Source organism: Brucella pseudogrignonensis (genome assembly GCF_032190615.1).
In the GTDB taxonomy this organism is placed as follows: domain Bacteria; phylum Pseudomonadota; class Alphaproteobacteria; order Rhizobiales; family Rhizobiaceae; genus Brucella; species Brucella pseudogrignonensis_B.
Window position 1 is genome coordinate 957,728 of record NZ_JAVLAT010000002.1, and the last position, 26,646, is coordinate 984,373.

Below are 26,646 nucleotides of genomic sequence, written 5' to 3' on the forward strand. Positions count from 1 at the left end.
TCTAATGAATATACCGAGAAAGCCCATGTCGCAGCCATCTCTTGATAATTTCCGAGCCTTGCTCAGTCATGCGAATATCGCTCTGCAAAACGGCAGTGCCTATCTGCCAAATATTGTTGACCGCCTGAATTCATATCACGCCCAATATGATGCAAGCGGTGACAATCACACGTTTGATTTTTCATTCGGGCGCATCGAGATTGAAAGCAAATCCAAAGGCTATCGCGTTGCACTTCACGCGGATGACGATACTGGTTTGCACCGTCTCAAAGATCTCGCAGCGGTTGCGATTAAGCTCTATACCAAAGAAGAAGCACCGGAAATTATCTGGCAGGGTGATAGGGCGGGGCAACAGGTTTTGCCGCAGTTTCGCCTGATGCGCGTAATCTCAAACAGTTTGTTAACACCGCGCATGTTGCGAATGCGACTTGCAGGTGAAGATCTCAAGCGTTTTTCCCTTTTTGGCGCGATGCATATTCGTTTGCTGCTTCCAACAATAGAAGTCCCTCAGCCAGTCTGGCCGATTATGGGACCAAATGGCTTGCCGTTCTGGCCTGATGATGATCGCAAGCCAGCTTCACGTGCTTATACCATTCGTAGCCTCAACCTTGATGAAGGTTGGCTGGAAATTGATTTCTATCTTCATGAGGTTGAAGGGCTAGCTTGTACTTGGGCTAAAAATGCAAAACCAGGTGATCAGGTTGGCTTGATGGGTCCTGTTGGTCGACCTCTGCGCCAAGCCAGCCGTTACCTTATTGGTGCGGATGCAACCGGGCTTCCAGCAATCGGACGCATGCTTGCGGAGTTTTCGGATGACGTCACGGGACGTGTCGTAATAGCTGTCGATAGTGAGAAGGACGTACAGGATCTCGTTTATCCATCAGGTGTATCTGTAGAATGGATTATAGATTCCGATCAGAAGCGCGCGGCGGAAACTCTCACACAAGTGTTGTGTGAAGCGGAGTGGCCAGAGGGCCCAGATAGCTTTGGCTGGTTTGCGGGTGAAGCAGATCAGGCAAAAATCGTTCGGCAACATTGGCGCCAGAAACTCGGCAAAAGCCGTGAAGAAACACTTGTTGCTGGCTATTGGCACAAGGATGCTGTCGGTTTTATGGCTGTTTAAAACCTATGCTAATCACAATGCTGAGCGAATAGGTCATAATAACCTTTCGCTCGCAAAAATAATGCGCTAGGCACCCTACAAATTATAATTGAAGGAGCCGCGCCATGGCTGAATTGTTGAAACGCTTTGCTGGTTATTACAAGCCACATCGTGCCTTGTTTATGCTGGACTTTTCATGTGCTGTGGCAGCCGGTCTCCTGGAACTTGCTTTCCCTATAGCCGTGACGGTTTTTATTGATCGTCTTCTGCCAACAGGACAGCTTAGTATCATCGGTCTCGCTGCAGTTGGCTTGCTGGCAATTTATGTCCTTAATGCGTTTCTTCAGGTTGTGGTGACCTATTGGGGCCACATGCTCGGCATCCGTATTGAAACGGAGATGCGTCGCAAGGCATTTGACCATCTTCAAAAGCTGTCATTTGGCTTTTTTGACAATCAGAAAACGGGACATCTTGTTGGACGCCTGACCAAAGATCTGGAAGAGATCGGTGAAGTCGCCCACCATGGCCCTGAAGATTTGTTCATTGCGGTTATGACGCTAATCGGCGCTTTCGCATTGATGATATGGGTGCATGTGCCGCTTGCTTTGATTACTGCGCTTATTGTGCCTCTATCTGCCTATGTGACGTTGCGTTATGGCGGGCGGATGACATCGAACTGGCACGCGCTTTATCGCCGGGTTGGCGATTTCAATGCCCGAATTGAAGAAAATGTTGGCGGAATACGCGTCGTTCAGGCCTTTACCAATGAAGACCATGAACGCAAGCTGTTTGCTGAAAGCAATGAAAACTATCAGAAGACCAAGCTTGCGGCGTATAAAATCATGGCAGCATCAATGTCGCTGTCCTATCTGTCGATGCGCTTTGTACAGGTAGTCGTCATGCTTGCGGGTGCTTGGTTCGTCGTGCGCGGAGAAATGACAGCAGGTGGCTTTGTTGGCTTTCTTCTGTTGGTGAATGTGTTTTTCCGCCCGATCGATAAGATTAACTCGGTTATTGAAAGCTATCCAAAAGGTATTGCCGGTTTTCAGCGTTACATTGACTTCATGGATACGCGCCCGGATATCGCCGACCGCCCAAACGCTCAATCCGTTTCACGATTGAAGGGTGATATTGAGTATCGGGATGTAAGTTTTGGTTATAGTGACAATCGACCTATTTTGAGCAATCTCAATATTTCTATCAAGGCAGGTGAAACAATCGCTTTTGTCGGTGCATCAGGCGCGGGCAAAACAACGATCTGTTCCATGCTGCCACGGTTTTATGAAGTGACGGGCGGCGGAATTTTCATAGACGGCATCGATATTCGTGACATGACGCTCAAGTCGTTACGTTCCAATATTGGTATTGTTAGTCAGGATGTGTTTTTGTTTGCAGGCTCCATCCGCGAAAACATCGCTTATGGCCGCTTGGACGCAACGGATGAAGAGATTGTTGAAGCTGCGCGTCGCGCGCGTCTTGATGACGTAATTGCTAACCTTCCTGATGGCTATGACACCGTCATCGGAGAACGTGGTGTGAAGCTTTCAGGTGGACAGAAACAGCGTTTGGCTATTGCCCGCATCTTTCTGAAAAACCCACCAATACTCATTCTTGATGAAGCAACATCTGCTCTGGATACCGAAACTGAGCGCGCTATTCAGCAGTCGTTAGCCGATCTTTCGGTGGGGCGTACAACGCTCGTCATCGCGCATCGCCTTGCAACTATCGTCAATTCGGACCGCATTCTGGTTGTCGAAGGCGGTGAAATTGTCGAGCAGGGAAGCCACAAAGAGTTGCTCAATGTGAAGAATGGCCGCTATCAGCGCTTGCACAGCGTACAGTCTACATCCATTGGTGGTGTGCTATCGGCCTGAACTTGTCGTGTCAGCTCAATGACCTATGTCCCTGCATATCTTCTGCGGGGACACTTTTATGCAAACTATCAGTATTAAGCGGATTTACGAAGCGCCAGCGCCGGAGGACGGATTCCGTCTTCTTGTTGATCGCGTATGGCCACGCGGCATGACGAAGGAAAAGGCTGCAATTGATCTTTGGGATAAAGGAATTGCGCCGTCTTCCGAATTACGCAAGTGGTTCAATCATGAACCTGCAAAATGGGATGCATTCCAAATGAAATATCGCGTCGAGCTGGCAACGAAGGAGGATGCTCTAAAACGGCTGCTCGAAGCCAGTGCTGGCAAGCCCATAACATTGCTTTATGGAGCAAAAGACGAGCAGCATAATCAGGCGATTGTATTGCGAGACTTTCTGAAGAGGGCGATGTGAATTAAATTGTTAAAAATTAAGTATAAATAATTGAGAAATAGGAGTAATAAGCGCCGTGATATGTTGTTTCACGGCGCTTAATTTTAGCGCTTACCACTTGGTATGGACGCGTAATAGCGCTTTTCTGCCTTCACCGTAACCGCACACATAAATGCCCTGACAACCGGCAACGTAGTTTTTATCGAACAGGTTCGTCACGTTGAGATCGACGCCCCAATTGTCTTTTTCATAGCCAAGCTTCAAGTCAGCCAGCGTGACGGCTGGCACTTTCAGCGTGTTCTCTTCGTCCGCATAGGATGAACCGAGATAGCGTACACCGCCGCCAAGCGTTACGCCTTTGAGTACACCTTCAGGAACAGTGTATTGAACGAAAGCTGACGCTTGTTGCTCAGGAAGCAGATACGGGCGATTTCCGATAATGGACGGATTGGTGTCATTCTCTTTGATCTTAAGATCATATGCCGTAACCGAAGCGGTAACTTTCCAGTCATCATTGATGTGGGCCTGAACTTCCAATTCGATCCCGCGGGAATTGACCTTGCCCAGCTGTTCGCGCGCAAAGCTGCTGCCGGTGAGGGCGTTTTCTTTTGTGAGGTCGAACAGTGAAGCTGTAATGAGGCCATCGAAAAATTCCGGGCGATATTTCACACCGACTTCATATTGCGTGCCAGTTTCTGGTTGTGCATAACTGCCATCATAGAGCGTTTCGATAATTGGATTGAAGAACGTGGCTACACTTAAATAGGGTGTGATGCCGTTGTCGAATTCATAGCCTACACCTGCACGTCCTGACAGACGACCAGTATTATATTCGTAAGCTGGAAGACCCGTCGCTTCTGTCCATACATAATCATAGCGACCGTTCATCGTAACAATCCAGCCGTCGCCAAATTCTATGCGATCTTGGGCATAGACGCCGAGCTGATGGCGATTGAGCTTTTGATCGATATAAGGATCGCGCATTGGCACCTGCGGCGCGCCATAAATGGGATCGTATGGGTTAATCGTCGTTCCTTCGCCAGACTGCTGCACCTGGTCAATACGGAAATAACGATACTCAGCACCAAAGAGCAGATTATGGGTGAGGGCACCTGTTGTTACGACGCCTTCAAGCTGATTGTCTGCCTGAAACGTGTTGACCGTCGTATCGTGTTTAAAGTTGATACGCGAAACATAAGGGTTGCCCGGAGCAGGCTGCGGGAGGAATGCATCGTAGCCATAAGCATAGAGGCTATGCTCTTTTACATGCGCCATTCCGTAACGGACATTCTGACGAACAGTCCAATCATTGTCGAACTGGTGTTCAAACTCGTAGCCGATTTGAACCTGTTCGCGCTTATAATCGTCGATGCCCGGTTCAGTCAGATTTGTCTTACGCGAGATTTTTCCAAATTCGGTTGGAACGACGGTGCCAAAATAGGGCAGGAAGCTACCGCCATCATGCGTGAGATCGAGATGCGTGTAATTGGCAAGGATGGTAAGACGTGTCGCGTCATCTGGTTTATATTCGATGCTTGGTGAAATGACGCCACGAAACTCCTTCGAGTAATCAGTGTAGTTATCGCCACCTTGTATCTTGCCGTTGATGCGATAATTGACTGTTTCTGTCGCTTTGTCGCCAATATCAAAACCGACATAACCATTGCCATAGCTATTAATGCCAGATTCAAGATAGCGAATACGCTCACCATTCGGGCGTTTGCTGATGTAATTGACAATGCCGCCCGGATTGGAGCCGCCATAGAGTGCAGAGGCTGCACCACGCAGAACATCAATACGTTCGATGTCGAAACTATCAATCAGGAAGCCGCCAAATCCATAACTGAAGTTCTGCAATCCGTTGAGATACGTACCATATTGCGTGGCCTCAAAGCCGCGGATGTAAAGCCAGTCAGTGTCGTTATCGACGCCAAAGGGCTGACCAAGAACGCCGGGCGTGTAGCGTAGGGCTTCATCAAGTTTTTGCGCGCCGATGGCATAAATCTGATCGCGTCCAACAACCGAAACAGATTGTGGGATTTTTTCGATCGCCACGCTGTCTTTAGAGCCGGTTTTGGTTGCCTGCGGGACAAAACCGTCGACGGGTGCTGTTCCTGCTGATGGGTTCCCAGTTCCTGTTTGCACAGTAACCGTATCAAGTTTGATTGTTCCGTTTGTATCTTGCGCCAAAGCGAATGTGCTTGCGAACGGCAGTAAGGCGAGCGCTGTACCGCTGGCAAGAACTGCTCTCATCGTGTGCTTGATCGAAGTCGTCATATGGCCTCAGCCCCTCATAGTATTTGATGGGTGCCTGCATTGTTGACGTGAAGTGTTTCCCCAAAACGTCATTCAGGCACGATCATTGCACACTGCAACAGAGTAGCAAATTAATATGAGTGCTTACATCAAGATATGGACGCGGGATTGATCGATATTTCGCTGAATTGAACAATATTTCGATAATGTAATGGGGCTGAAAAATGCGAAATTAAGCTTGCATGCGTATCCATGCTGCGGGTGTCAAGCCAGTCAGTTTTTTAAATACGCGGGTGAAGTGCGCCTGATCAGAAAACCCTGCTATTGCCGCGATATGGGGCAAAGAAACGTTTGGCTGCAATAACAGACTTTGTGTATGTTCGATGCGTCTTTGCATTTGCCACGCGTGTGGTGAGATACCTGTAGAAGATTTAAAAGCTGTGCAAAAATAGGCTTCGGAAAGATCGGCTAAAGCCGCAAGTTCGTGCAGTCGGACGACACGAAAGCAGTTGGATTCAATGAAATCAGTTACTCGCCGCAGCTGCCAAGGCGAAAGTTTGCTGGCACGCGCATTTTGTTCCTGGCGCACTTCGAATAATTCACTGACAAGGGCGTTGATCAGTCCTTCGCCATAAAGATCATGTAATGGCGCATCTGACTGACATTCATCTGCAAGAAGGTTGCCAATTTGTTCAATCTTGCTGTTTGAGAATAAGAGGCGAGGGCGGCCCATAGCATTATAGTCGAGCGTATTTCCAAAACGCTGTTGAAGCGCACGGGTATCCAAGTGCAAATCGAGGTGTTTAAGCTTGCCCGGCTTTGCAACACGGCTCCAGATTGTCATGCCTGCTGGTATATAGCAAAGACGTGGTTGTTCCCTTGTCGCAACTGGATTACGCAAATTTCGCTCGGGTCGAATTGTCAATTCACCACGGCTCTCTAAAACGAGAAAAAGTCGGGGGGCTTGGGAAACATATTCGCCGCGTGCACCGGGGCCGCAATCAACCGTCCAGACATCGGCAATCGCTCCATTCCAGACGCGATAATGAAGATCGTCCAGCAGGCTGACGTCTTCGATATGACTGGTCATGTTTGGATGGAAGCCCAATGTATCTTTCCATGGACAGAGTTTTCAGACGTTGATAACGACAAAAGCCGCGCATGAGAATTTTAACATGTATATATTGATCATGTTTTGCTATCAACCGGCAAACCAATCTCGAACGGACCAGATTTATGACTGCCGCATTGTTTGAACTTGAGAATGTCAGTTTCGCAGTTCCGGGGCGTACTCTTTTGCAGCCACTGACCATGTCGATACCTGCGGCAAGTCTGACGGCGCTTATTGGTCACAACGGGTCGGGCAAATCTACACTTCTTAAAATTCTCGCCCGGCAGCACCCTGCATCTGGCGGAACTGTGCGCTTTGCAGGAAAAGCGCTCAATGAATGGGGCGACAGGGAATTCGCGCGCAAACTAGCCTATCTGCCACAACAGACGTCTGCAGCGAACGGTATGCTTGTAAAAGAACTCGTGGCATTGGGCCGTTATCCTTGGCACGGCGCTCTTGGTCGTTTTGGTGCTATTGATCGCCAGAAAGTCGAAGAAGCAATTGAGCTCACAGGAATAGCGCCTTTTGCAGATCGTATGGTCGACACGCTTTCAGGTGGCGAACGTCAGCGTGTCTGGCTCGCAATGCTCGTCGCTCAAGACGCAGAATGCCTGTTGCTCGATGAGCCGACATCTGCACTCGACATTGCACATCAGATTGAAGTTTTGTCACTCGTGCAAAAACTATCACATGAGAAAAATCTCAGCGTGTTCGTCGTTCTGCATGATGTAAACATGGCGGCACGCTTTTGCGATGCTGTATTTGCCCTGCACAGTGGCCGTTTGATTGCGCAATCATCTCCTGAAGGCATTATGGTGCCGGAACGTCTGAAAGAAATCTATGGAATTCCAATGGACGTCATGAAGCATTCGATGAAGGGTCATTTGATCGCCGCTCCCGTGTAGGAAGTGAGTTTAGCATTACGGCTTATAATCTGCTCTGTTAATGCCGTGCCTCTGCATTTTGTCGTAAAATGTCTTGCGCGGAATGCCGAGCGCCTCCAGCGTATCCTGCACATTGCCGTTGTATGCTGTTAGCGTTTCGCGAATGAGTTCAGCTTCAAAACGCTCGAGACGTTTTGGCAGTGTTTCCTGTTCCTCGTGCAAACGAGATGATCGTTGAGAAGGGATTTTAACACCTAAAGCAAACCGCTCAGCGAAATGCACCAGCTCACGGACGTTTCCCGGCCAGCTATGTTCCATCAAATAGCGCTGTGTCGTGCTATCCAGTGTAGGCATGTCCCGATTGAAGCGTCGTGCAGCACGTGCAAGAAAATGGGAAAAGAGTAGAGGAATGTCGTCACGACGCTCGCGCAATGGCGGGATCGTCAACGTCACGACATTCAACCGATAATAAAGGTCTTCACGAAAATCGCCGCGTTGCAGTGGGTCTCCCAGATCGATCTTTGCGGCGGCAACAACGCGCAGATCAATGGGGCGAACGTCGTTGGTGCCAAGCGGTGTGATCTCACGCATTTCGAGAACACGAAGGAGCTTCACCTGTGTTGCAGGCGGCATGCTTTCTATTTCATCTAAAAATAGCGTTCCGCCGCTTGCGTGTTCGATACGTCCGACGCGTTTCTTTTGAGCGCCGGTAAACGCGCCCGCTTCATGACCGAAGAGTTCGCTTTCGATCACTGTTTCAGGCAAGGCTCCGCAATTGAGAGCAACGAAATTACCTTTGCGACGGCCACCCCAATCATGAAGCAATTGAGCAACGACTTCTTTGCCGCTTCCCGTTTCGCCCGCAATCAGAACATCAACATTGGTATCAGCGATATCACGGATGGTACGGCGGAGGTTTTCAATTGCTGGTGTTTGGCCGATAAGCGGCATATCGTTTTGCGCATCGTCCGCTAATTTACGCAGTCTGCGATTTTCGAGAACCAGTTTTCGATGTTCTGCTGCCCTTAAAACACTGTGAATTAACCGATCAGCAGCAAAAGGTTTAGCAATAAAATCGTAAGCTCCATTCTGAATAGCCTGCACTGCCATGGGTATATCGCCATGGCCGGTGATCAGAATAACCGGCAGGTCGACATCAATTGCTTGAATGCGCGCGAACAGCTCCAATCCGTCGACTTTCGGCATACGAACATCTGTTATTATGACGCCTTCGAATGCGGCTGTAATCGCCGGTAATGCTTCAGTCGCACTCCCAAAGTCATGCACGTCATAACCCGTAAGCTCCAAAGTCTGTCGTGTAGCCCGGCGCAGTTCCTTATCATCATCGACCAGTATAACGGGAATGTTCATCATGCTTTCTTAAACTCTACGCGGAAGGTCGTGCCGTTGAGGCTGCTTTTTGCCGATATTTTCCCGCCATAATCAGTGAGGATTTCTTTCACGATTACCAGACCAAGACCAAGGCCGTGGTCTTTCGACGTATTAAAAGGCGAAAAGAGATTTTCCTGAATGTTTTGTGGGATGCCGGCACCATTGTCAGAAATGGTCAGTACAACGCTTTTAGAAAGCGACTTTGATCTGACTTTAATCTTGCCGCTATTTCCTTTAATTTCAACGGCTTCAAGAGCATTTTGAAATAGGTTTATCAGCACTTGTTCCAGTCTCAATGAATGTCCGGTAATTTTCACGTCGCTGGATGGTAACTCAATGTCAAACTGATCCATGCTGCCCGAAAAGCGGCTGCGTAGCAGGACAAGTGCACCCGATATAATCTCTGCGAGCGGCACGGCTTCTGACGGCCGATGGCCTTTGCGTGCAAAAGTGCGCAAGTCACCGGTGATCGCCCCGATGCGTTCTGTCAGCGTCGCAATTTCTGTAAGATTTTCGGTCGCAGCATCCAGTTGTTTTCGCTCAAGAAAAATACGCGCATTGTCTGCATAAGCGCGAATGGTTGCGACAGGCTGGTTTATTTCATGCGCAACACCCGCTGCAACTTGCCCCATGATCGCCAGTCGGTTGGCGTGAACAAGATCTTGTTGGACGCCTTGAAGCATTGTCTCGGTTTTATGGTGATCGCTGATCTCTGACTGCAACCGGTCACGTGCTTTAACCAAGTCTCGTGTTCGTTCAATAACACGATCCTCAAGTTCAGCTTGTCGCCGTTGTGCATCCGCAATGCGTGCGATAATCCTCTGTCTTCGGCGCAACACGATGCCAATAAGCGTGGCGATGGCTGCGATGATAATGAATGCGACAAGGCGAGCCTCGCGAACCGCAGCCTCAACAGGCGCCCGCATGAGCGCAAGACTGTATATTTGCCACGGCGTTGTTTCGACAGGCGAAGCGATCGCCAGATAATCTGTATTCTTAGCCGTCCCGGGAAGAAGCGCTTCAACCAGAACTGTATCACTATCACCATCAATGGGTTTCATTGAGAGCGGTAGCGGCTTGAGTGGAGCATCGCCAAATTGAAGACTCTGGCGAATGGCTTCAACGCGTTTTGGAGGGAATTCGCCAATCGTCATAAAGCGCCAAGACGGAAGGCTGGTGATCAATACGATACCACGATCATCAGTCACAAAAGTCGGACGCCCGGTTTCGTACCAGTCTTTTTCGAGTTGATCGAATGAAAGTTTCACAACCACAACACCAAGTGGTCCATTTTTGCCGTCAATACGCCGTGCGATATAAAGCCCCGGCAGATGGCTCACATTGCCCAATGCAAAATATTCTGTGCTGCCGTCTTTCAGTGAGCCTTTGAAATATGGTCTGAATTGATAATCATTCCCGACAAAACTGTCCGGTTCGCGCCAGTTACTGGCTGCGATCGCAGAACCGTTAAGGCCAATAAGATAAATAACAGCTGCCTGAGTACCTTCCGCAAGCGCTTCGAATTTGCGGTTCAAAAGATCAATCGTTGCAGAATTGTTTGTTTCTAGGGCGTCTGTAAGTTCTTTGTCTTTCGATAAAACGAGAGGCAGAGCGCGTTGTTTTTCCAGTACAGCCCGAAGAAACGCCGCATTGAGGTTGGAGTCGATACGCGTTTGCTCGCGCAGGCTCTGTAATGCGCCCTCGCGAGCATTATTACCGACAAACCAGAAGGCCAAGGCAAAAACAACAATACAAACGATGCCGAACACCCACCAGGTGATGCGGTTGGAATGTGATGCCAGTGGCGTTTTAGCGGCTATATTGGGCTGCGTTCTCATTTCTATATTGTGCATTAAACAGCACAAACAAGAAAGATAAATGTGTGGTACTTCGCACAAATTTAACCTCTTGTATCTTTCATTTTCAAAAAAAATCATAATTTTCAATTAGATAGAATATATTCTTTCAACTGGCACGGACCTTGCAAATCATGATGCGACCGGCAGCGCTGCTGTCGAACGAAAGAACGAATGGCTCGGGAGGTTGGACGTGATCCGGATAGAGCCAAATGGAGGAAGTCATGATTGCTGTACCAAATGGTGCCGTGGACGAACCACGCCGCCCAATCCCTCTTTACAAGCAGCTCTATGTCCAGGTTCTGGTCGCAATTGCAGCGGGCATTCTGCTCGGGCATTTTTACCCGGAGTTTGGCACCCAGCTTAAGCCGTTGGGCGATGCATTCATCAAGCTTGTTAAGATGATCATTGCGCCGGTTATTTTCCTAACCGTTGCGACTGGCATTGCCGGTATGACCGATATGAAGAAAGTCGGACGTGTGGCTGGCAAAGCTATGATCTACTTTCTTACTTTTTCTACTCTCGCGCTCATCATCGGCCTGATTGTTGCTAATCTCGTGCAGCCGGGCGCGGGCATGCACATTGATCCCGCGTCACTCGATCCGCAAGCTGTCGCGAACTACACTGAAAAGGCGCACGAGCAGACCATTACGGGCTTTTTGTCAGGCATTATTCCAACAACGATTGTTGGTGCATTTGCATCTGGCGATATTCTGCAGGTGCTGTTCTTCTCGGTTCTGTTTGGTATTTCGCTCGCTATGGTTGGCGAGAAAGGCAAGCCGGTAACTGATTTCCTTCAGATGCTGACGACACCCGTTTTCAAGCTCGTGTCGATCCTGATGAAGGCAGCGCCAATCGGTGCCTTTGGCGCTATGGCGTTTACAATTGGCAAATATGGTATTGGCTCGATTGCCAATCTCGCCATGCTGATTGCGACCTTCTATATCACAGCTCTTCTGTTTGTAGTTTTCGTTCTCGGTGCTGTCGCTCGTTATAATGGCTTCTCGATAATCGCGCTTGTCCGTTATATCAAGGAAGAGCTGTTGCTTGTTCTTGGCACATCGTCGTCCGAAGCCGCATTGCCGAGCCTTATGGACAAGATGGAAAAGGCGGGTTGCAAACGCTCCGTTGTTGGCCTTGTCATCCCTACCGGTTATTCGTTCAATCTTGATGGCACGAATATCTACATGACGCTGGCGGCCCTTTTCATCGCACAAGCGACGGATATTCCGTTGTCGTTGACCGATCAAATATTGCTCCTGCTGGTCGCCATGCTCAGCTCCAAGGGTGCAGCTGGCATTACGGGCGCGGGCTTCATCACACTGGCGGCAACGCTCTCTGTTGTTCCGGCAGTGCCTGTAGCTGGCATGGCGTTGATCCTCGGCATAGATCGCTTCATGTCAGAATGCCGTGCTTTGACCAATCTCGTTGGCAATGCGGTTGCAACAATCGTGGTTGCACGTTGGGAAAATGAGCTGGATGTCGAGCGTCTCAATGCTGCGATGAATGGCAAGCCGATGGAAATTGAACCTGAACCGATTGACGAAGGCTTTTTGCAGCCAGCAGAATAATTTCTTATTTCGATCAATGAAAACGGCCCGCTCTAGGCGGGCCGTTTTGTTTATTTATTGTCTTCAGCTGCTTTGCCTTGCGTGATCAAGCGTGCACTGTGCTGGCCTGATATGAATGTCCAGAGCCAACTCCATGCAACGGCTGCACGACTGCGCGTACCGATCAGGAAGAAGATATGGGCGATGCCCCATACCCACCAAGCGAGCGATCCCTTGAGCTTGATGCGACCCATGTCCACCACAGCTGCGCCGCGACCAATCGTTGCAAGATTGCCCTGATGGCGATAGCGGAATGGTGCTGGCGTTGCTGTTCCTGAAACACGACTCCGAATGACTTTCGCAACATAGGCGCCTTGTTGCTTGGCCGCGGGAGCAATGCCAGGAACAGGTTTACCGTCTGGCCCTTCAACCCAAGCTGTATCGCCAATCACGAAAACATTCTCATGGCCGGGTACGCTAAGGTCTGGCAAGACGCGTGCGCGTCCCGCATGATCACTCTCCGCGCAAAGCCAAGTTGCAGCGGGTGAGGCGGCCACACCTGCTGCCCAGATTGTCGTCTCGCATGGAATAAACTCATCACCGACGGTCACGCCATGCTCGGTAATTTCCTTGACTGGCACGCCGAGGCGTACTTCAACGCCGATCTTCTCCAGAGCTTTTTGCGCATAGGCAGAGAGATCATCAGGGAAGGCGGCCAAAATGCGCGGGCCAGCTTCCACCAGCAAAATACGCGCCTGACGCGTATCGATATTCCGAAACTCGGGCCACATTGTATCCTTGGCCAGCTCTGCAATGATTCCTGCGAGTTCAACGCCGGTCGGTCCCCCACCAACCACCGAGAATGTCAGCAATGCCTGCCGCTTTGCAGTATCGGCTTCACGTTCTGCTCGTTCAAATGCAAGAAGCAAGCGGCGGCGAATGGTTGTGGCGTCTTCCAGCGCCTTCAGACCGGGCGCCACTTTTTCCCAGCGATCATTGCCAAAATAAGCGTGACGTGCACCAGTTGCTAAAACCAGTGTGTCGTAGTCAATCTCGCTGCCGTTTTCGAGTTTGACTTTTTTAGATGCCGTATCGACGTCGACAACGGTGCCAAGCAGTGTCGTCACTTCTTTACGGTCCTTGAATAAATGGCGAATTGGCCATGCAATCTCTGATGTTGCCAAAATCGTTGTGGCAACCTGATACAAGAGTGGCTGAAAAAGGTGATGATTACGCTGATCGACAAGCGTAATGCGAACATTTGCGCCTTTCAGATCATGAATTAATTGCAGGCCACCAAAGCCTGCACCGACGACGAGGATATGGGGGGTATCCGGTCCGTTCATTGAAGCTATACACCTGAATTTGGCGTGATTACGAGTCACGCTGATAGAAGTTAGTTTCGCCTATAAAATAACGCTACCAGACTGATCGTAAAGAGCTTAACGGCAAAGTGAAGCTTATTCATGATAAAAATTATCATGTTTTGAAAAACGCTTACCTATCCTGATATTATCCAGCGAATATTGCTCTGATTTCGCAGACCTTGTATATGGTATAACTCTATGTAAATGCGTGAAGAAAACCATGCGGCCTGTATGCAGCGCACAAAATAAGGGTAACCCGCGACAGAAGCGGGCATCTAGGAAATTAGTCAATTAATCACGCTTCGACGTGGGATAGTCGAGCCAATGGTCCGAAACATCACCAAGTCTTAAGCTAAAAGTCGTCGCGATGATTCATATGACGCACATAGGCAAAAGCGGTACCTGCCAAGACCGGCAAAATAACCAGCGCCATCCAGAAGAAAATATTGCTCATGTTACCCTCCCATTCTTAGTCATGTTAACACAATTTAAAGATATGTGAATAACTCATTAATCCAGCAGTTGTTCCATAATAAAAATTGAGGTCACTCCGATAAATACTTGGAATGCGGTGTTTTATTTCGTCTTATTTACAAGGATAAGAATCCTGTCAGTTAGCCGTTTGCGAAATGAGTTTCCAACATTGCGTTGCTCCGACACTCAATAGCTATTGCCAGAAAGTGATTGTTTGATTAGAACTGGCCTTACATCAAGAGTTGGGGCGACGCCCAACGCCAACCTGCCTTCCCGGGCAAGGTGGTACTTCCTGAAAAGGAAGGATGTGGCCCAACCGGCAAATATACGGATGAAGCCACACGCGTCTGCCCCGATAAAACGAAGGACTGACGCGCATGCCTATTAAAATTCCTGACGATCTGCCTGCTACCAGTGTTCTCGAAGCAGAGGGCGTTATGGTGATGCGTGAGGCAGATGCTGTTCGTCAGGATATCAGGCCGTTGAAAATCGGCCTTCTCAATCTGATGCCAAATAAAGTAACCACGGAAACGCAGATTGCGCGTTTGCTCGGTGCAACACCGCTGCAACTGGAATTGACGCTTGTGCGTATCACCAATCACGTAGCGCGCCACACGCCTGCCGATCATATGCTGTCATTTTATCAGCCATGGGAAGATGTCCGTAATGAGCGTTTTGATGGCTTTGTAATTACCGGCGCGCCTGTCGAGCGCATGCCGTTTGAAGACGTGACCTATTGGGATGAGATGCAACGGGTTTTCGACTGGACGCAAACCCATGTCCATCGCACACTCAACATCTGTTGGGCTGCTCAGGCGGCTGTGTATCATTTCCACGGCATGGGAAAATACGATTTGCCGGGCAAGGCGTCGGGTGTATTCAGCCAACAAAACCTTGAGCCATCTTCTCCGTATCTGCGCGGTTTCTCTGACGACTTTGCTATTCCGGTTTCACGCTGGACGGAGGTTCGCAAAGACGACATTCCATCAGGTAGCAATCTCAAAGTTCTTGTCGATAGCCCTGAAAGCGGTCTTTGTCTGTTGGAAGATCCAAAGCATCGTTCGCTGCACATGTTCAACCATGTTGAATATGATACGACCTCACTTGCAGATGAATATTTCCGGGATGTTCAGCTGTCGCCGGATACGCCCGTTCCCGCAAATTATTTCCCGAATAATGATCCCAGCCGCAAACCGCAGAATTGCTGGCGTGGACATGCCCATTTGTTGTTCGGCAACTGGATCAATGAGATGTATCAGTCCACGCCATATGACCTGGAAAATATTGGCAAGTCTTGAAAATGATTAAGCTCATCCCAAATTTGGGATGAGCTTTTTTATCAGGATGAACTTGCAAAACGCTGCACAAACTTATGCCATTGATCTTCACTGCCGTAGAAAACGTTGAGATCAATTTTTTCGTTGACCCCTTGCGACAGGCCCGATCCAGAATATTGCCAGAACAACCAGCGGCGGCCCGGATAGACCTTAGAAGGGTGCTGAGCTACTGCGCGAAGCCAGAACGGGTAATCGGTAAAGGCGCCCTTGAGATTGTCATCGTAAAAGTCGGGCGCTGTATAAATGACGGGGCGCTTGCCATAATGACGCTCCAGCGCATCCATGAATACCTGCATTTTTTCACGGACCTGTGCAGGCGACGGGCGGCGTTTACATGAGGAATCGCCATTCCATTCCACATCAATCACCGGCGGCAAGGCATCAGGATCGTTTGGCACGTTGCGGATAAACCAGTCAGCTTGCTGGCTCGCAACACGGCACCAATAGAAGAAATGGTATGCGCCGCGCTTAAGACCTGCAGCCTTTGCTTCACGCCAGTTTTTACGGAACATCGGATCAAGATGATCGCCGCCGTCGGTGGCTTTGATATAAGCGAAGTTTGCACCGTTCTTACGCAATGTTGCCCAGTCAATATTGCCTTGCCAGCGAGAAACATCAACACCGTGCACGGCGTGCTGACGGGGAGAGGCCTTGCCGAAATTGATTGGCTTGGCATCGCGGAAACGCTGTCCATACACACGAGAACGCTGCGCAGGTGCTAAGCGAACCGGTGGATAGGCCGCAATCTCTGGCTTCGGCATTGAAACAGGCGTGATGATGCGTTGCTCAGTGGGCTGTGCGACAGGCGCAGGAGGGGTGGCTTTGAATGGCCCTGCGTCGGGCACAGGCCCGGCCCATGCCAGCACTTCCTGTTGTGGAACAGGCGGCAATGTTTGTGAGGTTCGTGCAACATCCGTAACGGGTTCTGCAGGTCTTATGACAGAGCCGGTCAGATCAGCAGATGGTTGCGGCATCAGGCTGTCTATGCCTGAACTTGACGTGCATCCCGCAAGGGCTGTGCAGGCGAGGGCAATCGCAGACATAACTGAAAAACGCATGATACCCAAACACAAAACTCAAGCCTTCAGAAGCCATTTATAGTGGCTGTACGAAGGCTATCGACCAACACACGCAATGCTCACCTCAAGCAGATTGCTGACCAAAGCGTATGATAGAATGTTGAATTCAAAGTTTATAAAAGGCTTAATAAACAGCATATTCAACATATGGTTAATTTGAATAATTTTATTTAAAATCAATATTTTATTATAAATATATAATAAATTAATATAATTCGGTATATTAATATTTATGAATCAAGCGCGTTTAACAGATTGATCGAAATCTTGCTCAAAGATTTGCGCTGCAAAAGGCTTTGGCTTTACGCTTTCAATCTGCATCATCAAATCAGCGATTTTATCTGGGTTGGAAATACCGCATTCATAAATCTGGATAATCTCGCGGGCCATTTCATCTTTTTGTGGTGACGTCACCGGGCAGCGTCCCAGACGCTGACAAGACATAACAAAAGCCACCTGCAACTGCTCGAGAACAGCAGGGCTAAAACGCTTGAAATAGTAATCCCTCGAGAACGGCATATTGGTTCATTCATTGTTGGTCGTGATGGACCGAATCTCACAACTTGCATTTCGCTTGTAAAGGCAAGCCTGTAGTAAATCTTAAGCTATACTACCATACAACAGGATAGTTTACATTGTGTAACAGATTTCAACTGCGCATTAATTCCACTCGCGCTGCGATTGCAGCAATCTTTTCTGGATCATATTCACCAGATTGATATGTTCTGATAATAACGCGGGCGAGCTCATTTTTCGCCTCATGCGTTGTCGGGCAGCGGTCTAACAACGCGCAGCTTCGATTATATGCAGCCTGCATCAGCTGCAAATCTTCGGGTGCGAACGTTCCGTGATACTCTTTGCCTCTGAATGGCATTTTGTTCTCCCCCATCAATTACATGATTGAAGCTCGTATTTCTAAATAAAGCAACAGCATTTTAAGATAGGTCTGATATGTATCATTCGGGCCTCTCTGAGACAGTTTCAAAACCGTCACAGTTGCAGTGCATATCGCTATAAATTGACTGAGTGTCTTAATAAAAAGGAAGAGATAGTGAAAATCGGCATCGTTACAGTCTCTGACCGCGCAAGTCGTGGTGAGTACGAAGATTTAAGCGGGCCAGCTATCGAAAATTGGCTTAACAGCGCGATTGTCACGCCTTATGAAACGATAAGGCGCGTTATACCGGACGGTATAATATCTGTACGAGACACGTTGATTGATCTCGCCGACAATGTTGAATGCGATCTCATTCTGACGACTGGCGGCACCGGACCAAGCCCACGCGATGAAACCCCGGAAGCGATGAAGATTGTTCTCCATAAAGAGTTACCGGGCTTTGGTGAGCAAATGCGTCGCGTAAGTCTTCAGCAAACGCCCACAGCGATCTTGTCGCGCCAGACAGCAGGCAGTCGCGGTAAAAGCTTTATTCTCAACCTTCCGGGGAAACCTGCTTCGATTGCAATGACCTTGCAGGCGATCTTTCCAGCTGTGCCTTATTGCCTCGACCTGATTGGTGCAGGACGTATTGAAACTGATCCGTCTGTCGTGAAAGCGCATCGACCAGGCTGATTTTCGCGAATTATCGCTATCAACCTCCGTTATGTCGCGACGAAATTGCGCAACCCTGCTTTGCTCTTTTGCATAATTAGTACACTTGCATTTCTCTAATTTGAAGCCGACTATGTGCTAAAAATAAGGGGAATTCAGTGAAGCCATTTGATGAGATGCTTAAACAGGGCGAGGGTGTCCGCCAACCATATGAATTTCTCAAACAGTGGCTCGACGAGCAGGACCAGCATAAACTTCTGCAGAAAACTCAGGATGCTGAGAGCGTTTTTCGAAAAACCGGCATTACCTTTGCAGTTTATGGCGATGAGAACGCGGCTGAGCGCCTAATTCCGTTTGATATTATTCCGCGTATTATTTCGGGTCAGGAATGGCGCAAGCTTTCGCAAGGCATCGAGCAGCGAGTTATGGCGCTCAATGCGTTTCTTGATGATATTTATCATCGTCAGGAGATTGTGCGGGCAGGGCGTATTCCAAAAGAGCTGATCACCAACAACGAGGCTTTTCTGCCTGAGATGATCGGCTTTCGTCCGCCGGGCAATGTCTATACGCATATTATCGGCGTCGATATTGTGCGCACAGCTGAAAACCAGTTCTATGTTCTTGAGGACAATGCGCGCACGCCGTCCGGCGTTTCTTATATGTTGGAGAACCGTGAAACGATGATGCAGCTTTTTCCAGAGCTGTTTCAGAATGTTAAAGTGCGCCCCGTAGAGAACTATCCGCAACTGCTACGCCAATCACTGGCAAGTGTTGCACCACCCGGAACGCAAGGTGTGCCAACGGTCGCTGTTCTGACACCGGGTATTTATAATTCTGCCTATTTTGAACATGCGTTTCTGGCCGATCAGATGGGTGTTGAACTGGTTGAGGGTAGCGATCTGCGTGTTGTCGATGGTCGTGTGGCGATGCGCACAACGAAAGGCTATCGCACGATTGATGTTCTGTATCGGCGTGTTGACGATGATTATCTCGACCCACTCACATTCAGGCCGGATTCAACGCTTGGCGTTCCCGGTATCATGGATGTTTATCGGGCCGGTAATATCACGATTGCGAATGCGCCCGGGACAGGTATTGCCGATGATAAGGCGATTTATTCCTATATGCCGGAAATCGTCGAATTCTATACAGGTCGTAAGGCGATTTTGGAAAATGTGCCGACGTGGCGCTGCTCGGAGCCGGATAGTCTTGCTTATGTGTTGGACAATCTGGCCGATCTTGTCGTTAAGGAAGTGCACGGTTCGGGCGGCTATGGCATGCTGGTTGGTCCTGCTGCTACAAAAGCCGAGCGTGATGCCTTTGCTGAAAAGTTGAAAGCGCGTCCGCGTAATTACATTGCGCAGCCCACACTGGCACTTTCAACCACACCGATCTTTACCGAAAGCGGTCTCGCGCCACGCCATGTTGATCTTAGACCATTTGTACTGGTTTCAGATCGTATTCGTATCACGCCCGGCGGACTGACACGTGTAGCGCTGAAAGAAGGTTCACTTGTGGTGAATTCCAGTCAGGGTGGCGGCACTAAGGACACCTGGGTACTCGACGACTAAAGCATGTCGCGGAAAAGTGGACTTCAGTTTTCCGATAACGACAAGCTCTAAATTACATCACACGCAACAACTGACGCAAAGATCAGAGCGTGCAAAGGGGAATGAATTATGCTTCTTGGCCGTACGGCAAACGGGCTTTACTGGATGTTTCGCTATATCGAACGTGCCGAAAACATGGCACGTCTGGTCGATGCGGGACTACGGATGGCGCTTACAAAAACATCAGATGCACCCGAAGAATGGTCTTCGGTCGTGGTTTCGGCTGGTGCAAGCCAAACGTTCTCAGCCAAATACCAAGCTTATAATGCAGCGAATGTAGCTGACTTTCTTCTGCGCGATATGGATAACCCATCCAGCGTGATGTCCTGCATGGAAACTGCACGCTCCAATGGGCGTATGGTGCGAACTGCACTCACGCGCGAGGCATGGGAAAGCATCAACGAAGCGTGGATGGTTCTTAAAAAATCATTGTGCAAGCCACTTAAAGAAGCTGACCTGCCGCCACTGCTTGATCAGATCAAGCGCGAAACGGCACTGATCCGTGGTGCATTCCACGGCACTATGCTGCGCAATGAGATTTTCGATTTTGCAGGGCTGGGCACATTTATTGAACGTGCTGATAATACCGCGCGTATTCTTGATGTAAAATATTATGTGCTGCTGCCTGCGGTGTCCTATGTCGGAACAACGCTCGATAATTACCAGTGGGAGTCAATCCTGCGGTCCGTGTCAGCACATCGGTCTTATCGCTGGGTTTATGACGGTGATTATCGCCCGGCGCATGTTGCGGATTATCTTATTTTGAATGGACGTATGCCGCGTTCGCTCAATCATTGCTATCAGAGCATCAATGGACATCTGAATTTTCTGGCCAAGGATTATGGCGATAGCGATGTCTGTCATCAGACAGCGGACAAGATTTACGCAACACTGCAAAATCAGGACATCAGCGCTATTTTTGACATAGGCTTGCATGAGTTTCTGACGGAGTTCATTGCGCGTAACAACCGGCTCGGCAACGAGATCGCGGAAACCTATAACTTCTATTGAGGTGATTGCTTGTTGCTCAATATTCGGCACGTTTCCCATTATCGCTACGAAAATCCGGTTCCTTACGCAGTGCAGCGCCTGCGTCTGCGTCCGCCAACTCTTCCCGGCCAACTGGTTAAGCATTGGGAATTGAAGATCGAAGGCGGAGAACCAGAGGTTTCTTATATTGATGGTTTTGGTAACAAAACCGATCTTGTTCAGCATGCACGGAATATCACTGAAATTATCATAACTGCCAGCGGTAGCGTCGATGTGGAAGACCGCGTTGGTGTTCTTGGACCTGTTTATGGATATGCTCCTTTGTGGCTGTTTGAGCGCGAAACGCTGTTGACACTGCCGGGGGAGCGAATTCTTGCGCTGGCGGGTGATTTAGGCGCAGCTCAGGAACGTCTTGCATTACTTCATGAACTAATGGGTAAAGTTCATTCGTCCGTGGAGTATATGCCCGGAACGACCAGTGTAGCGACCAATGCCGAAAGTGCATTGGAGGCAGGGAAGGGTGTTTGTCAGGATCACAGCCACATTTTTCTGTCTGCCGCGCGGTTGCTAAAAATCCCGGCACGCTACGTTTCTGGCTATCTGCTGATGGAAGGCACTGATGAACAGACGGCAAGCCATGCCTGGGCCGAGGCGCATGTCGATGGGCTGGGTTGGGTTGGCTTTGATGCCGCAAACAATGTCTGCCCAAATGATCGCTACGTGCGTCTTGCGACGGGCTTGGATTATCGCGATGCAGCTCCGATTTCCGGTGTAAGGCTCGGAGGAGCAGTTGAAAGTCTTGCAGTGCACATCAATGTAGGGCAGTGATTATTTCAACTTAAGATTTGCCTGCCGGAAATTACTAATGACCTATTGCGTTGGAATGAAAATTGATCGTGGCCTTGTGTTCATGTCGGACACGCGGACGAATGCGGGTCTCGATAATATTTCCAAGTTTTCAAAAATGCGGACTTGGTCAACGCCGGGCGAACGGGTGATTGTTCTTTTGTCTGCCGGTAATCTGGCAACAACGCAAGCGGTTGCAAGTCTGGTTGAAGAACGCATGAAAGCACCGGACGAGCGTCATCCTTCATTGTTTGATGCACCATCAATGTTTCAGGTCGCGCGTCTGATTGGCGATACCGTAAAAGAAGTCATCAGTAATTCCGCAACTGGCGGACAGAATGCTGATGCTTTCGGCGCTTCTTTCATTCTTGGCGGACAGATCAGGGGTGGTCTGCCACGCCTTTTCTATATCTATCCTGAAGGAAATTTCATTGAGAGTTCCGAGGATACGCCATTTTTCCAAATTGGTGAAAACAAGTATGGCAAGCCAATTCTGGTGCGTGCTTATCAGCCGGATATGAGCTTTGAAGATGCTGTTAAACTGCTGCTGGTGTCGTTTGACTCGACGCTGAAGGCCAATCTTTCCGTTGGTCTGCCGCTGGATATGCAGGTGTATGAGGCAGATAGACTTGAACTGGGCGAACACAGACGTTTTGAAGCGAGTGATCCCTATTATCAAACGGTATCGGAAAGTTGGTCTGAAGCCTTGAAGGCGGCATTAGAACAACTCCCTTCATTCAGTTTTGAGAAATAGAAAAGGGCCGGGGAATAAATCACCCGGCCATTTTGTTTTAGTCTTTCGTTACCGTGGCGACATAGTTGGCGTCGGCCACCATGTCGAAGTTATGAACATTAGCACCGGTTACCGCCGTCTCAATCTGCTGGTAGATCACAGCGATCGGGCTTGTCTCCTGAAACTTCTTCTGAATGTCTTTATACATTGCCTCGCGCTTCGTCGTGTCGCGTTCTTCGGCTGCTGCCATGGTTTCAGCGGTCAGTTCAGGAATGTCCCATGAAGCCTGCCAAGCCGTGGTGCGCAGATTGACTTCATCGCCATTGTTTGGATTGTTCGTGAAGGTGACGGCATTTGTATGCGGATCCCAATAATCCGGTCCCCAGATACCAAGGGCAAGCTGATGCTTACGGGCGCGCACTTTCGTTGTGGTTAGCTTGCCATCGCCCTGCAAAATCTCGACATTCACACCAGCCTTCGCCATTGTTTGCTGAATGCTTTCAGCAATACCGACATAAGGTTGATTGTTACGCACGTCGAGCGTGACACTGATTCCGTCTTTTAGCCCTGCCTTTTCAAGCAGTTCCTTGGCTTTCTCAACATTGTAGTCGAATGGATTGTCATCCGTCGCGCCAAACATACCAACTGGCAGGAAGGACTGATGCTTGCGGCCAATTCCCTTGATCAGGGTGCCTTCAATCGTGTCGTAATCAATCAGATACTTCAGCGCCTGACGCACTTCTGGCTTTGCCAATTCAGGTACGTTCTGATTCATCGACAGATAATAAACGCGGCCCTTTGGTGCGTTGATGACGCTGAACTTGCTATCCTTTGCCAGCTGCTCAATGTCGCCCGGTTCCAGATTGCGGGCGATATCAATGTCACCGGATTCAAGAAGAAGGCGCTGCGACATGCCTTCTTTGACATGCCGATAGATGATACGCTTCATTGCTGGCGTTGCATCGGTGTAATTGTCATTGCGCTCGAGCAGCAGCACTTCATTGGCGCGCCATTGCTTGAGTGCGAATGGACCTGAACCAGCATAATTGTTCTTCAGCCATTCGTAGCCGAAGTCTGTTTCAAATGGATAAGTATCGGTCTTTTCCGTCTTCTGCTCGTGTTCCTTGACGAGTTTGCTGTCAACGATTGATGCAACGCTGGACGTCAGGCAGTTCATCACAAAGCTTGGCGCGAAAGGCTTGCCGGTCGTGAAAACAAAAGTTTTATCGTCAACGGCTACCGCATTTTGCTCGACGTTTTCGGGTGTAATGCCAAACTGACTGAGAATGAATGCCGGGCTCTTATCAAGCTTAATTGCGCGCTGTATGGAGTAGGCGGCATCCTGTGCCGTTATTGGATTGCCAGATGCAAACTTCAAGCCATCACGAATTTTGAAGGTGATTGACTTACCATCATCTGAAAAGGTCCAGCTTTCAGCAATCTGCGGGATGATTTTCGTTGGATCTTTGATATCGGTCGTGACCAAGCGTTCATAGGTGCTGGTCAGCATTTCCGATGTTGTGATTTCGAAAATTTCCGCCGGATCAAGCGAAATAATGTCATCGATACTCATCGCGATCACAAGCGTATCGGCGGGTGTTGCAGCTTCTACGGCTTTCGATGATGCCGAAAAACACAGCGCGAAAGCGAGTGCAGCTGGAATGGTTGAGCGCATCAGGCGCGTCGGTGCAGTAAACGTCATACTTTGTCCCTCTGGAGACCACAGGTTTTGCAAGCCTTTGGTCATCGATATCAATGCGTTTCGAGGGCTTCTCTCCGGAAGCCGATTCTCAAGCACGCAATGTTAGTAGATTCCGATTTTTGAGGGCGCACAATAGTTAGAAAGAATTGGGCGCAAATAAAAAAGCGGCTGGAAAATCCAGCCGCTTTTAATTTGAATTTAGAACGGATTATCCGAAGACTTTGAAACGCTCAGCATCATCCATAAAGCCCTTTTCACCAAAAGGCTGTTCATTGGAGCCGAATGGCATTTGTGCGCGAAGTTTCCAGGACGAAGGGATGCCCCAGGTCTTGGCAACTTCAGCGTCAACCAGCGGATTGTAATGCTGAAGGCTTGCACCGATATTTTCATTGGCGAGAGCCGACCAAACAGAGAGCTGCGCCATGCCGCCAGCCTGTTCAGACCAGACAGGGAAGTTGTCTGCATACAATGCAAACTGTTCCTGAAGGCCTTTTACAACGTCCTGATCTTCGAAGAACAGAACTGTACCAGCGCCAGCTGCAAAGCTGTTCAGCTTGGCTTCAGTCTGTTCGAATGCGTCGGCAGGAACGATTTTACGAAGTTCTTCTTTTGCAATGTTCCAAAGCTTGTCGCTTTCAGCGCCAAACAGGATAACAGCGCGTGAGCTCTGCGAGTTAAAGGAAGATGGGGAGTTTTTGACTGCTTCACGGATCAGTTCCGCCACAGCATCCTTGGAGATTGGCAGGTTCTTTCCAAGTGCGTACTGCGTGCGGCGCTTCTTGAGAGCGTCAATATAGCTATTGCTCATCGTGCATGTTCCTGTTGTTACGGCGATTCTGCACTGCATACCTAATGCAGCAAAGTGAAAACTCTGTTGCAAAATATTGTGATTTTAGAAGGAGAAGCCAGCCCATGTTTCTGAAACACACTGTCAACAGATACGGCCTATTTCGGTTTCAGTGTTTCATTTGTCGAAACGAATTAGGAGTCATGGCTTAGAAAAATCTGCGTCGGACTTTTATCTCACTATAAAATCTGACAAAATTTATAGGAAATAAAAACAGAGCCTATAAAAGCCGGCGCGTAAATTCTGCGGCTCGCATAAGTCAAATGGGGATTATGATTTGAAGTCATTTATTATTGTGGGGGGTGGCGCGAGCGGCGTTCTGATGGCCGCTCAATTGCTGAAACAATCCTCCGAAACGTACATTCGTATTTTTGAACGCTCGGGAAACATCGGCGCCGGTATTGCTTATTCGACGCAGAATCCCAATCATTTGCTCAATGTCCGCGCCAGCAATATGAGTGCGTTCGTAGACGAACCCGACCATTTTTTAAATTGGCTTCAAACGCATTCCGAAGATGCTACAGACAAAAAATGGGAGGCCCATTCTTTTGCACCCCGTTGCGTCTATCACCACTATCTCAGCGATCTTCTTAAGCCGTATCTGGGAGAAGATACCCCACGCATTTTAATAGAAAGTGCAGAAATATCTGACATTGCATTTGAGGGTAAGCAACCGCGCGTCGAAACAGTTGATGGGAAAAGTTTTTCGGCAGACGCGGTAATTATCGCCACGGGTAATGAGGCCTCAATAGCGACGTCTGGGCGTTATGTGACTGAGTACTGGTCAAGTAAGGGTTATTTCGACATTCCCCCAGAACATTCCGTTGCTATCTTTGGCACTGGATTGTCGATGGTCGACAGTGTGATTTCACTGCTTGATCGAGGGCATACAGGTGAAATTCATGCAATTTCACGACGCGGATTGGTTCCAGCTGCACATGCCCCGTCTGACCCCATTTCAATTGAAGCAAGCTCTCTGCCAATCGCTGATGGTTTGCCAGCATTAATCCGCATAGTTCGCAAGATGATTTCGCACTGTGAGTCTGAGGGCAGAAGCTGGCGCAGCGTGATTGATGCGCTTCGGCCGCATACACGGAATATCTGGAATCGACTGCCTATCCGGCAACGCCAGAGTTTTTTGCGTCATTTGCGACCATGGTGGGATGTTCATCGACACCGCATGGCTCCTGCAATTGCTAAACGCATTGAGGCTGCACAACAATCAGGCCAACTGACAATTACAGCCGCACATCTTTTATCAATCACAAACACCGGTGAACATATTGCGGTTCGCTATCGCGGGCGTCATGCCTCAAAAGAAGCAGAACTGGATGTTCAATCCATTATCGATTGCCGTGGCGGTAGCACGCGCTTTTCCATAACACGAAATGCCGCTTTAATGAGTCTTATGGAAAACGGTTTGGGAAGGCCTGATCCACTCGATCTGGGTCTCGATGTAACTGCAGATTTGCAGTTGCTGAATGCCCGAGGAGAATCGGCGGGACCATTCTTTGCAATTGGCCCGCTAACAAAGGGCTTGTTCTGGGAGGTGACAGCTGTTCCAGATATACGCTCACAGGCAGCGCAATTGTCTGCAACGCTTCTCGAAGGTTAGGAATCGCTAATCAAATGAATTTATGCCTTGTCATTTGAATGCAAAACTTTCGCGTCAATATGACCGATAAAGAGCGGGTAC

At 49.1% G+C, this 26,646-nt stretch carries 21 protein-coding genes and 1 riboswitch; of the genes, 12 read left to right on the forward strand and 9 right to left on the reverse strand.

Annotated features, from left to right (window positions below):
• Nucleotides 1–25: 25 nt before the first annotated feature.
• From RI570_RS15795 to RI570_RS15805, 3 genes are all read left to right on the forward strand, one after another.
• Entirely contained in the window at nucleotides 26–1,123 is a 1,098-nt protein-coding gene (locus RI570_RS15795; RefSeq protein ID WP_313829527.1) for a siderophore-interacting protein, read from the forward strand.
• 104 nt (nucleotides 1,124–1,227) lie between these two features.
• Nucleotides 1,228–2,976: an ABC transporter ATP-binding protein gene (locus RI570_RS15800; RefSeq protein ID WP_313829529.1), complete on the forward strand. Its 1,749-nt coding sequence runs from the start codon at nucleotides 1,228–1,230 to the stop codon at nucleotides 2,974–2,976.
• 58 nt (nucleotides 2,977–3,034) lie between these two features.
• Nucleotides 3,035–3,388, forward strand: a complete 354-nt coding sequence (locus RI570_RS15805; RefSeq protein ID WP_313829530.1) for a DUF488 domain-containing protein — start codon at nucleotides 3,035–3,037, stop codon at nucleotides 3,386–3,388.
• Between the two features lie 90 nt (nucleotides 3,389–3,478).
• Here the strand turns inward: RI570_RS15805 and RI570_RS15810 are convergent, their stop codons facing one another.
• Nucleotides 3,479–5,644 carry a TonB-dependent siderophore receptor gene (locus tag RI570_RS15810; protein ID WP_313829532.1) on the reverse strand — a complete coding sequence of 722 codons (2,166 nt, stop codon included), beginning with the start codon at nucleotides 5,642–5,644 and terminating at the stop codon, nucleotides 3,479–3,481.
• A gap of 211 nt (nucleotides 5,645–5,855) precedes the next feature.
• On the reverse strand, nucleotides 5,856–6,731 hold the full coding sequence (locus tag RI570_RS15815; RefSeq protein ID WP_313829534.1) for an AraC family transcriptional regulator: 876 nt from the start codon (nucleotides 6,729–6,731) through the stop codon (nucleotides 5,856–5,858).
• A 128-nt stretch (nucleotides 6,732–6,859) separates the two neighbouring features.
• On the opposite strand from RI570_RS15815, the gene RI570_RS15820 reads away from it, so the two are divergent.
• Nucleotides 6,860–7,639 carry an ATP-binding cassette domain-containing protein gene (locus tag RI570_RS15820; protein WP_313829535.1) on the forward strand — a complete coding sequence of 260 codons (780 nt, stop codon included), beginning with the start codon at nucleotides 6,860–6,862 and terminating at the stop codon, nucleotides 7,637–7,639.
• A gap of 15 nt (nucleotides 7,640–7,654) precedes the next feature.
• Here RI570_RS15820 and RI570_RS15825 read toward each other — a convergent pair whose 3' ends face one another.
• Both RI570_RS15825 and RI570_RS15830 read right to left on the reverse strand, forming a co-directional pair.
• Nucleotides 7,655–8,992, reverse strand: coding sequence for a sigma-54-dependent transcriptional regulator (locus RI570_RS15825; RefSeq protein WP_409558685.1), 1,338 nt, complete (start codon nucleotides 8,990–8,992; stop codon nucleotides 7,655–7,657).
• Nucleotides 8,989–10,863 carry an ATP-binding protein gene (locus RI570_RS15830; RefSeq protein WP_409558686.1) on the reverse strand — a complete coding sequence of 625 codons (1,875 nt, stop codon included), beginning with the start codon at nucleotides 10,861–10,863 and terminating at the stop codon, nucleotides 8,989–8,991. The genes RI570_RS15825 and RI570_RS15830 overlap by 4 nt, the downstream gene beginning before the upstream one ends.
• A gap of 227 nt (nucleotides 10,864–11,090) precedes the next feature.
• Here RI570_RS15830 and RI570_RS15835 point away from each other — a divergent pair, with 227 nt between their 5' ends.
• The gene (locus RI570_RS15835; protein WP_313829537.1) at nucleotides 11,091–12,437 is read left to right on the forward strand and encodes a dicarboxylate/amino acid:cation symporter; all 1,347 of its coding nucleotides are present in this window, start codon (nucleotides 11,091–11,093) and stop codon (nucleotides 12,435–12,437) included.
• 50 nt (nucleotides 12,438–12,487) lie between these two features.
• Here RI570_RS15835 and RI570_RS15840 read toward each other — a convergent pair whose 3' ends face one another.
• The gene (locus tag RI570_RS15840; protein WP_313829538.1) at nucleotides 12,488–13,762 is read right to left on the reverse strand and encodes an NAD(P)/FAD-dependent oxidoreductase; all 1,275 of its coding nucleotides are present in this window, start codon (nucleotides 13,760–13,762) and stop codon (nucleotides 12,488–12,490) included.
• A gap of 722 nt (nucleotides 13,763–14,484) precedes the next feature.
• Nucleotides 14,485–14,594: riboswitch (SAM-I-IV-variant riboswitch) on the forward strand.
• A gap of 40 nt (nucleotides 14,595–14,634) precedes the next feature.
• On the opposite strand from RI570_RS15840, the gene metA reads away from it, so the two are divergent.
• Nucleotides 14,635–15,555 (forward strand): homoserine O-succinyltransferase, encoded by a 921-nt coding sequence (metA, locus tag RI570_RS15845; protein WP_313829539.1) that lies wholly within the window; start codon nucleotides 14,635–14,637, stop codon nucleotides 15,553–15,555.
• Between the two features lie 41 nt (nucleotides 15,556–15,596).
• Here metA and RI570_RS15850 read toward each other — a convergent pair whose 3' ends face one another.
• On the reverse strand, nucleotides 15,597–16,652 hold the full coding sequence (locus RI570_RS15850; RefSeq protein WP_313829540.1) for a GH25 family lysozyme: 1,056 nt from the start codon (nucleotides 16,650–16,652) through the stop codon (nucleotides 15,597–15,599).
• A 258-nt stretch (nucleotides 16,653–16,910) separates the two neighbouring features.
• Nucleotides 16,911–17,192 carry a hypothetical protein gene (locus tag RI570_RS15855; protein ID WP_313829541.1) on the reverse strand — a complete coding sequence of 94 codons (282 nt, stop codon included), beginning with the start codon at nucleotides 17,190–17,192 and terminating at the stop codon, nucleotides 16,911–16,913.
• A gap of 532 nt (nucleotides 17,193–17,724) precedes the next feature.
• On the opposite strand from RI570_RS15855, the gene mog reads away from it, so the two are divergent.
• The 5 genes from mog to RI570_RS15880 all read left to right on the forward strand — a co-directional run bounded on the left by mog (nucleotide 17,725) and on the right by RI570_RS15880 (nucleotide 22,422).
• On the forward strand, nucleotides 17,725–18,243 hold the full coding sequence (mog, locus tag RI570_RS15860) for a molybdopterin adenylyltransferase (RefSeq protein ID WP_313829542.1): 519 nt from the start codon (nucleotides 17,725–17,727) through the stop codon (nucleotides 18,241–18,243).
• Nucleotides 18,244–18,380: 137 nt separating this feature from the next.
• Nucleotides 18,381–19,793 carry a circularly permuted type 2 ATP-grasp protein gene (locus tag RI570_RS15865; RefSeq protein WP_313829543.1) on the forward strand — a complete coding sequence of 471 codons (1,413 nt, stop codon included), beginning with the start codon at nucleotides 18,381–18,383 and terminating at the stop codon, nucleotides 19,791–19,793.
• 108 nt (nucleotides 19,794–19,901) lie between these two features.
• Entirely contained in the window at nucleotides 19,902–20,843 is a 942-nt protein-coding gene (locus RI570_RS15870; RefSeq protein WP_250041980.1) for an alpha-E domain-containing protein, read from the forward strand.
• Nucleotides 20,844–20,852: 9 nt separating this feature from the next.
• Nucleotides 20,853–21,650: a transglutaminase family protein gene (locus RI570_RS15875; RefSeq protein WP_313829545.1), complete on the forward strand. Its 798-nt coding sequence runs from the start codon at nucleotides 20,853–20,855 to the stop codon at nucleotides 21,648–21,650.
• A gap of 37 nt (nucleotides 21,651–21,687) precedes the next feature.
• Nucleotides 21,688–22,422 carry a proteasome-type protease gene (locus tag RI570_RS15880; RefSeq protein ID WP_313829546.1) on the forward strand — a complete coding sequence of 245 codons (735 nt, stop codon included), beginning with the start codon at nucleotides 21,688–21,690 and terminating at the stop codon, nucleotides 22,420–22,422.
• Between the two features lie 37 nt (nucleotides 22,423–22,459).
• Here the strand turns inward: RI570_RS15880 and RI570_RS15885 are convergent, their stop codons facing one another.
• Nucleotides 22,460–24,103 (reverse strand): ABC transporter substrate-binding protein, encoded by a 1,644-nt coding sequence (locus tag RI570_RS15885; protein WP_313829548.1) that lies wholly within the window; start codon nucleotides 24,101–24,103, stop codon nucleotides 22,460–22,462.
• A 208-nt stretch (nucleotides 24,104–24,311) separates the two neighbouring features.
• Nucleotides 24,312–24,911 (reverse strand): nitroreductase family protein, encoded by a 600-nt coding sequence (locus tag RI570_RS15890; protein ID WP_313829550.1) that lies wholly within the window; start codon nucleotides 24,909–24,911, stop codon nucleotides 24,312–24,314.
• Nucleotides 24,912–25,227: 316 nt separating this feature from the next.
• On the opposite strand from RI570_RS15890, the gene RI570_RS15895 reads away from it, so the two are divergent.
• Nucleotides 25,228–26,565, forward strand: a complete 1,338-nt coding sequence (locus RI570_RS15895; RefSeq protein WP_313829552.1) for an FAD/NAD(P)-binding protein — start codon at nucleotides 25,228–25,230, stop codon at nucleotides 26,563–26,565.
• Nucleotides 26,566–26,646 lie beyond the last annotated feature (81 nt).

Excerpts from the sequence above, each read along its gene's own strand:
- RI570_RS15830 (WP_409558686.1), bottom strand. The coding sequence starts at position 10,863 with ATGCACAATATAGAAATGAGAACGCAGCCCAATATAGCCGCTAAAACG.
- RI570_RS15820 (WP_313829535.1), top strand. The coding sequence starts at position 6,860 with ATGACTGCCGCATTGTTTGAACTTGAGAATGTCAGTTTCGCAGTTCCG.
- RI570_RS15795 (WP_313829527.1), top strand. The coding sequence starts at position 26 with ATGTCGCAGCCATCTCTTGATAATTTCCGAGCCTTGCTCAGTCATGCG.
- RI570_RS15890 (WP_313829550.1), bottom strand. The coding sequence starts at position 24,911 with ATGAGCAATAGCTATATTGACGCTCTCAAGAAGCGCCGCACGCAGTAC.
- metA (WP_313829539.1), top strand. The coding sequence starts at position 14,635 with ATGCCTATTAAAATTCCTGACGATCTGCCTGCTACCAGTGTTCTCGAA.
- RI570_RS15880 (WP_313829546.1), top strand. The coding sequence starts at position 21,688 with ATGACCTATTGCGTTGGAATGAAAATTGATCGTGGCCTTGTGTTCATG.
- RI570_RS15805 (WP_313829530.1), top strand. The coding sequence starts at position 3,035 with ATGCAAACTATCAGTATTAAGCGGATTTACGAAGCGCCAGCGCCGGAG.
- RI570_RS15850 (WP_313829540.1), bottom strand. The coding sequence starts at position 16,652 with ATGCGTTTTTCAGTTATGTCTGCGATTGCCCTCGCCTGCACAGCCCTT.
- RI570_RS15855 (WP_313829541.1), bottom strand. The coding sequence starts at position 17,192 with ATGCCGTTCTCGAGGGATTACTATTTCAAGCGTTTTAGCCCTGCTGTT.
- RI570_RS15835 (WP_313829537.1), top strand. The coding sequence starts at position 11,091 with ATGATTGCTGTACCAAATGGTGCCGTGGACGAACCACGCCGCCCAATC.
- RI570_RS15870 (WP_250041980.1), top strand. The coding sequence starts at position 19,902 with ATGCTTCTTGGCCGTACGGCAAACGGGCTTTACTGGATGTTTCGCTAT.
- RI570_RS15800 (WP_313829529.1), top strand. The coding sequence starts at position 1,228 with ATGGCTGAATTGTTGAAACGCTTTGCTGGTTATTACAAGCCACATCGT.
- RI570_RS15825 (WP_409558685.1), bottom strand. The coding sequence starts at position 8,992 with ATGATGAACATTCCCGTTATACTGGTCGATGATGATAAGGAACTGCGC.
- RI570_RS15810 (WP_313829532.1), bottom strand. The coding sequence starts at position 5,644 with ATGACGACTTCGATCAAGCACACGATGAGAGCAGTTCTTGCCAGCGGT.
- RI570_RS15840 (WP_313829538.1), bottom strand. The coding sequence starts at position 13,762 with ATGAACGGACCGGATACCCCCCATATCCTCGTCGTCGGTGCAGGCTTT.
- RI570_RS15885 (WP_313829548.1), bottom strand. The coding sequence starts at position 24,103 with ATGACGTTTACTGCACCGACGCGCCTGATGCGCTCAACCATTCCAGCT.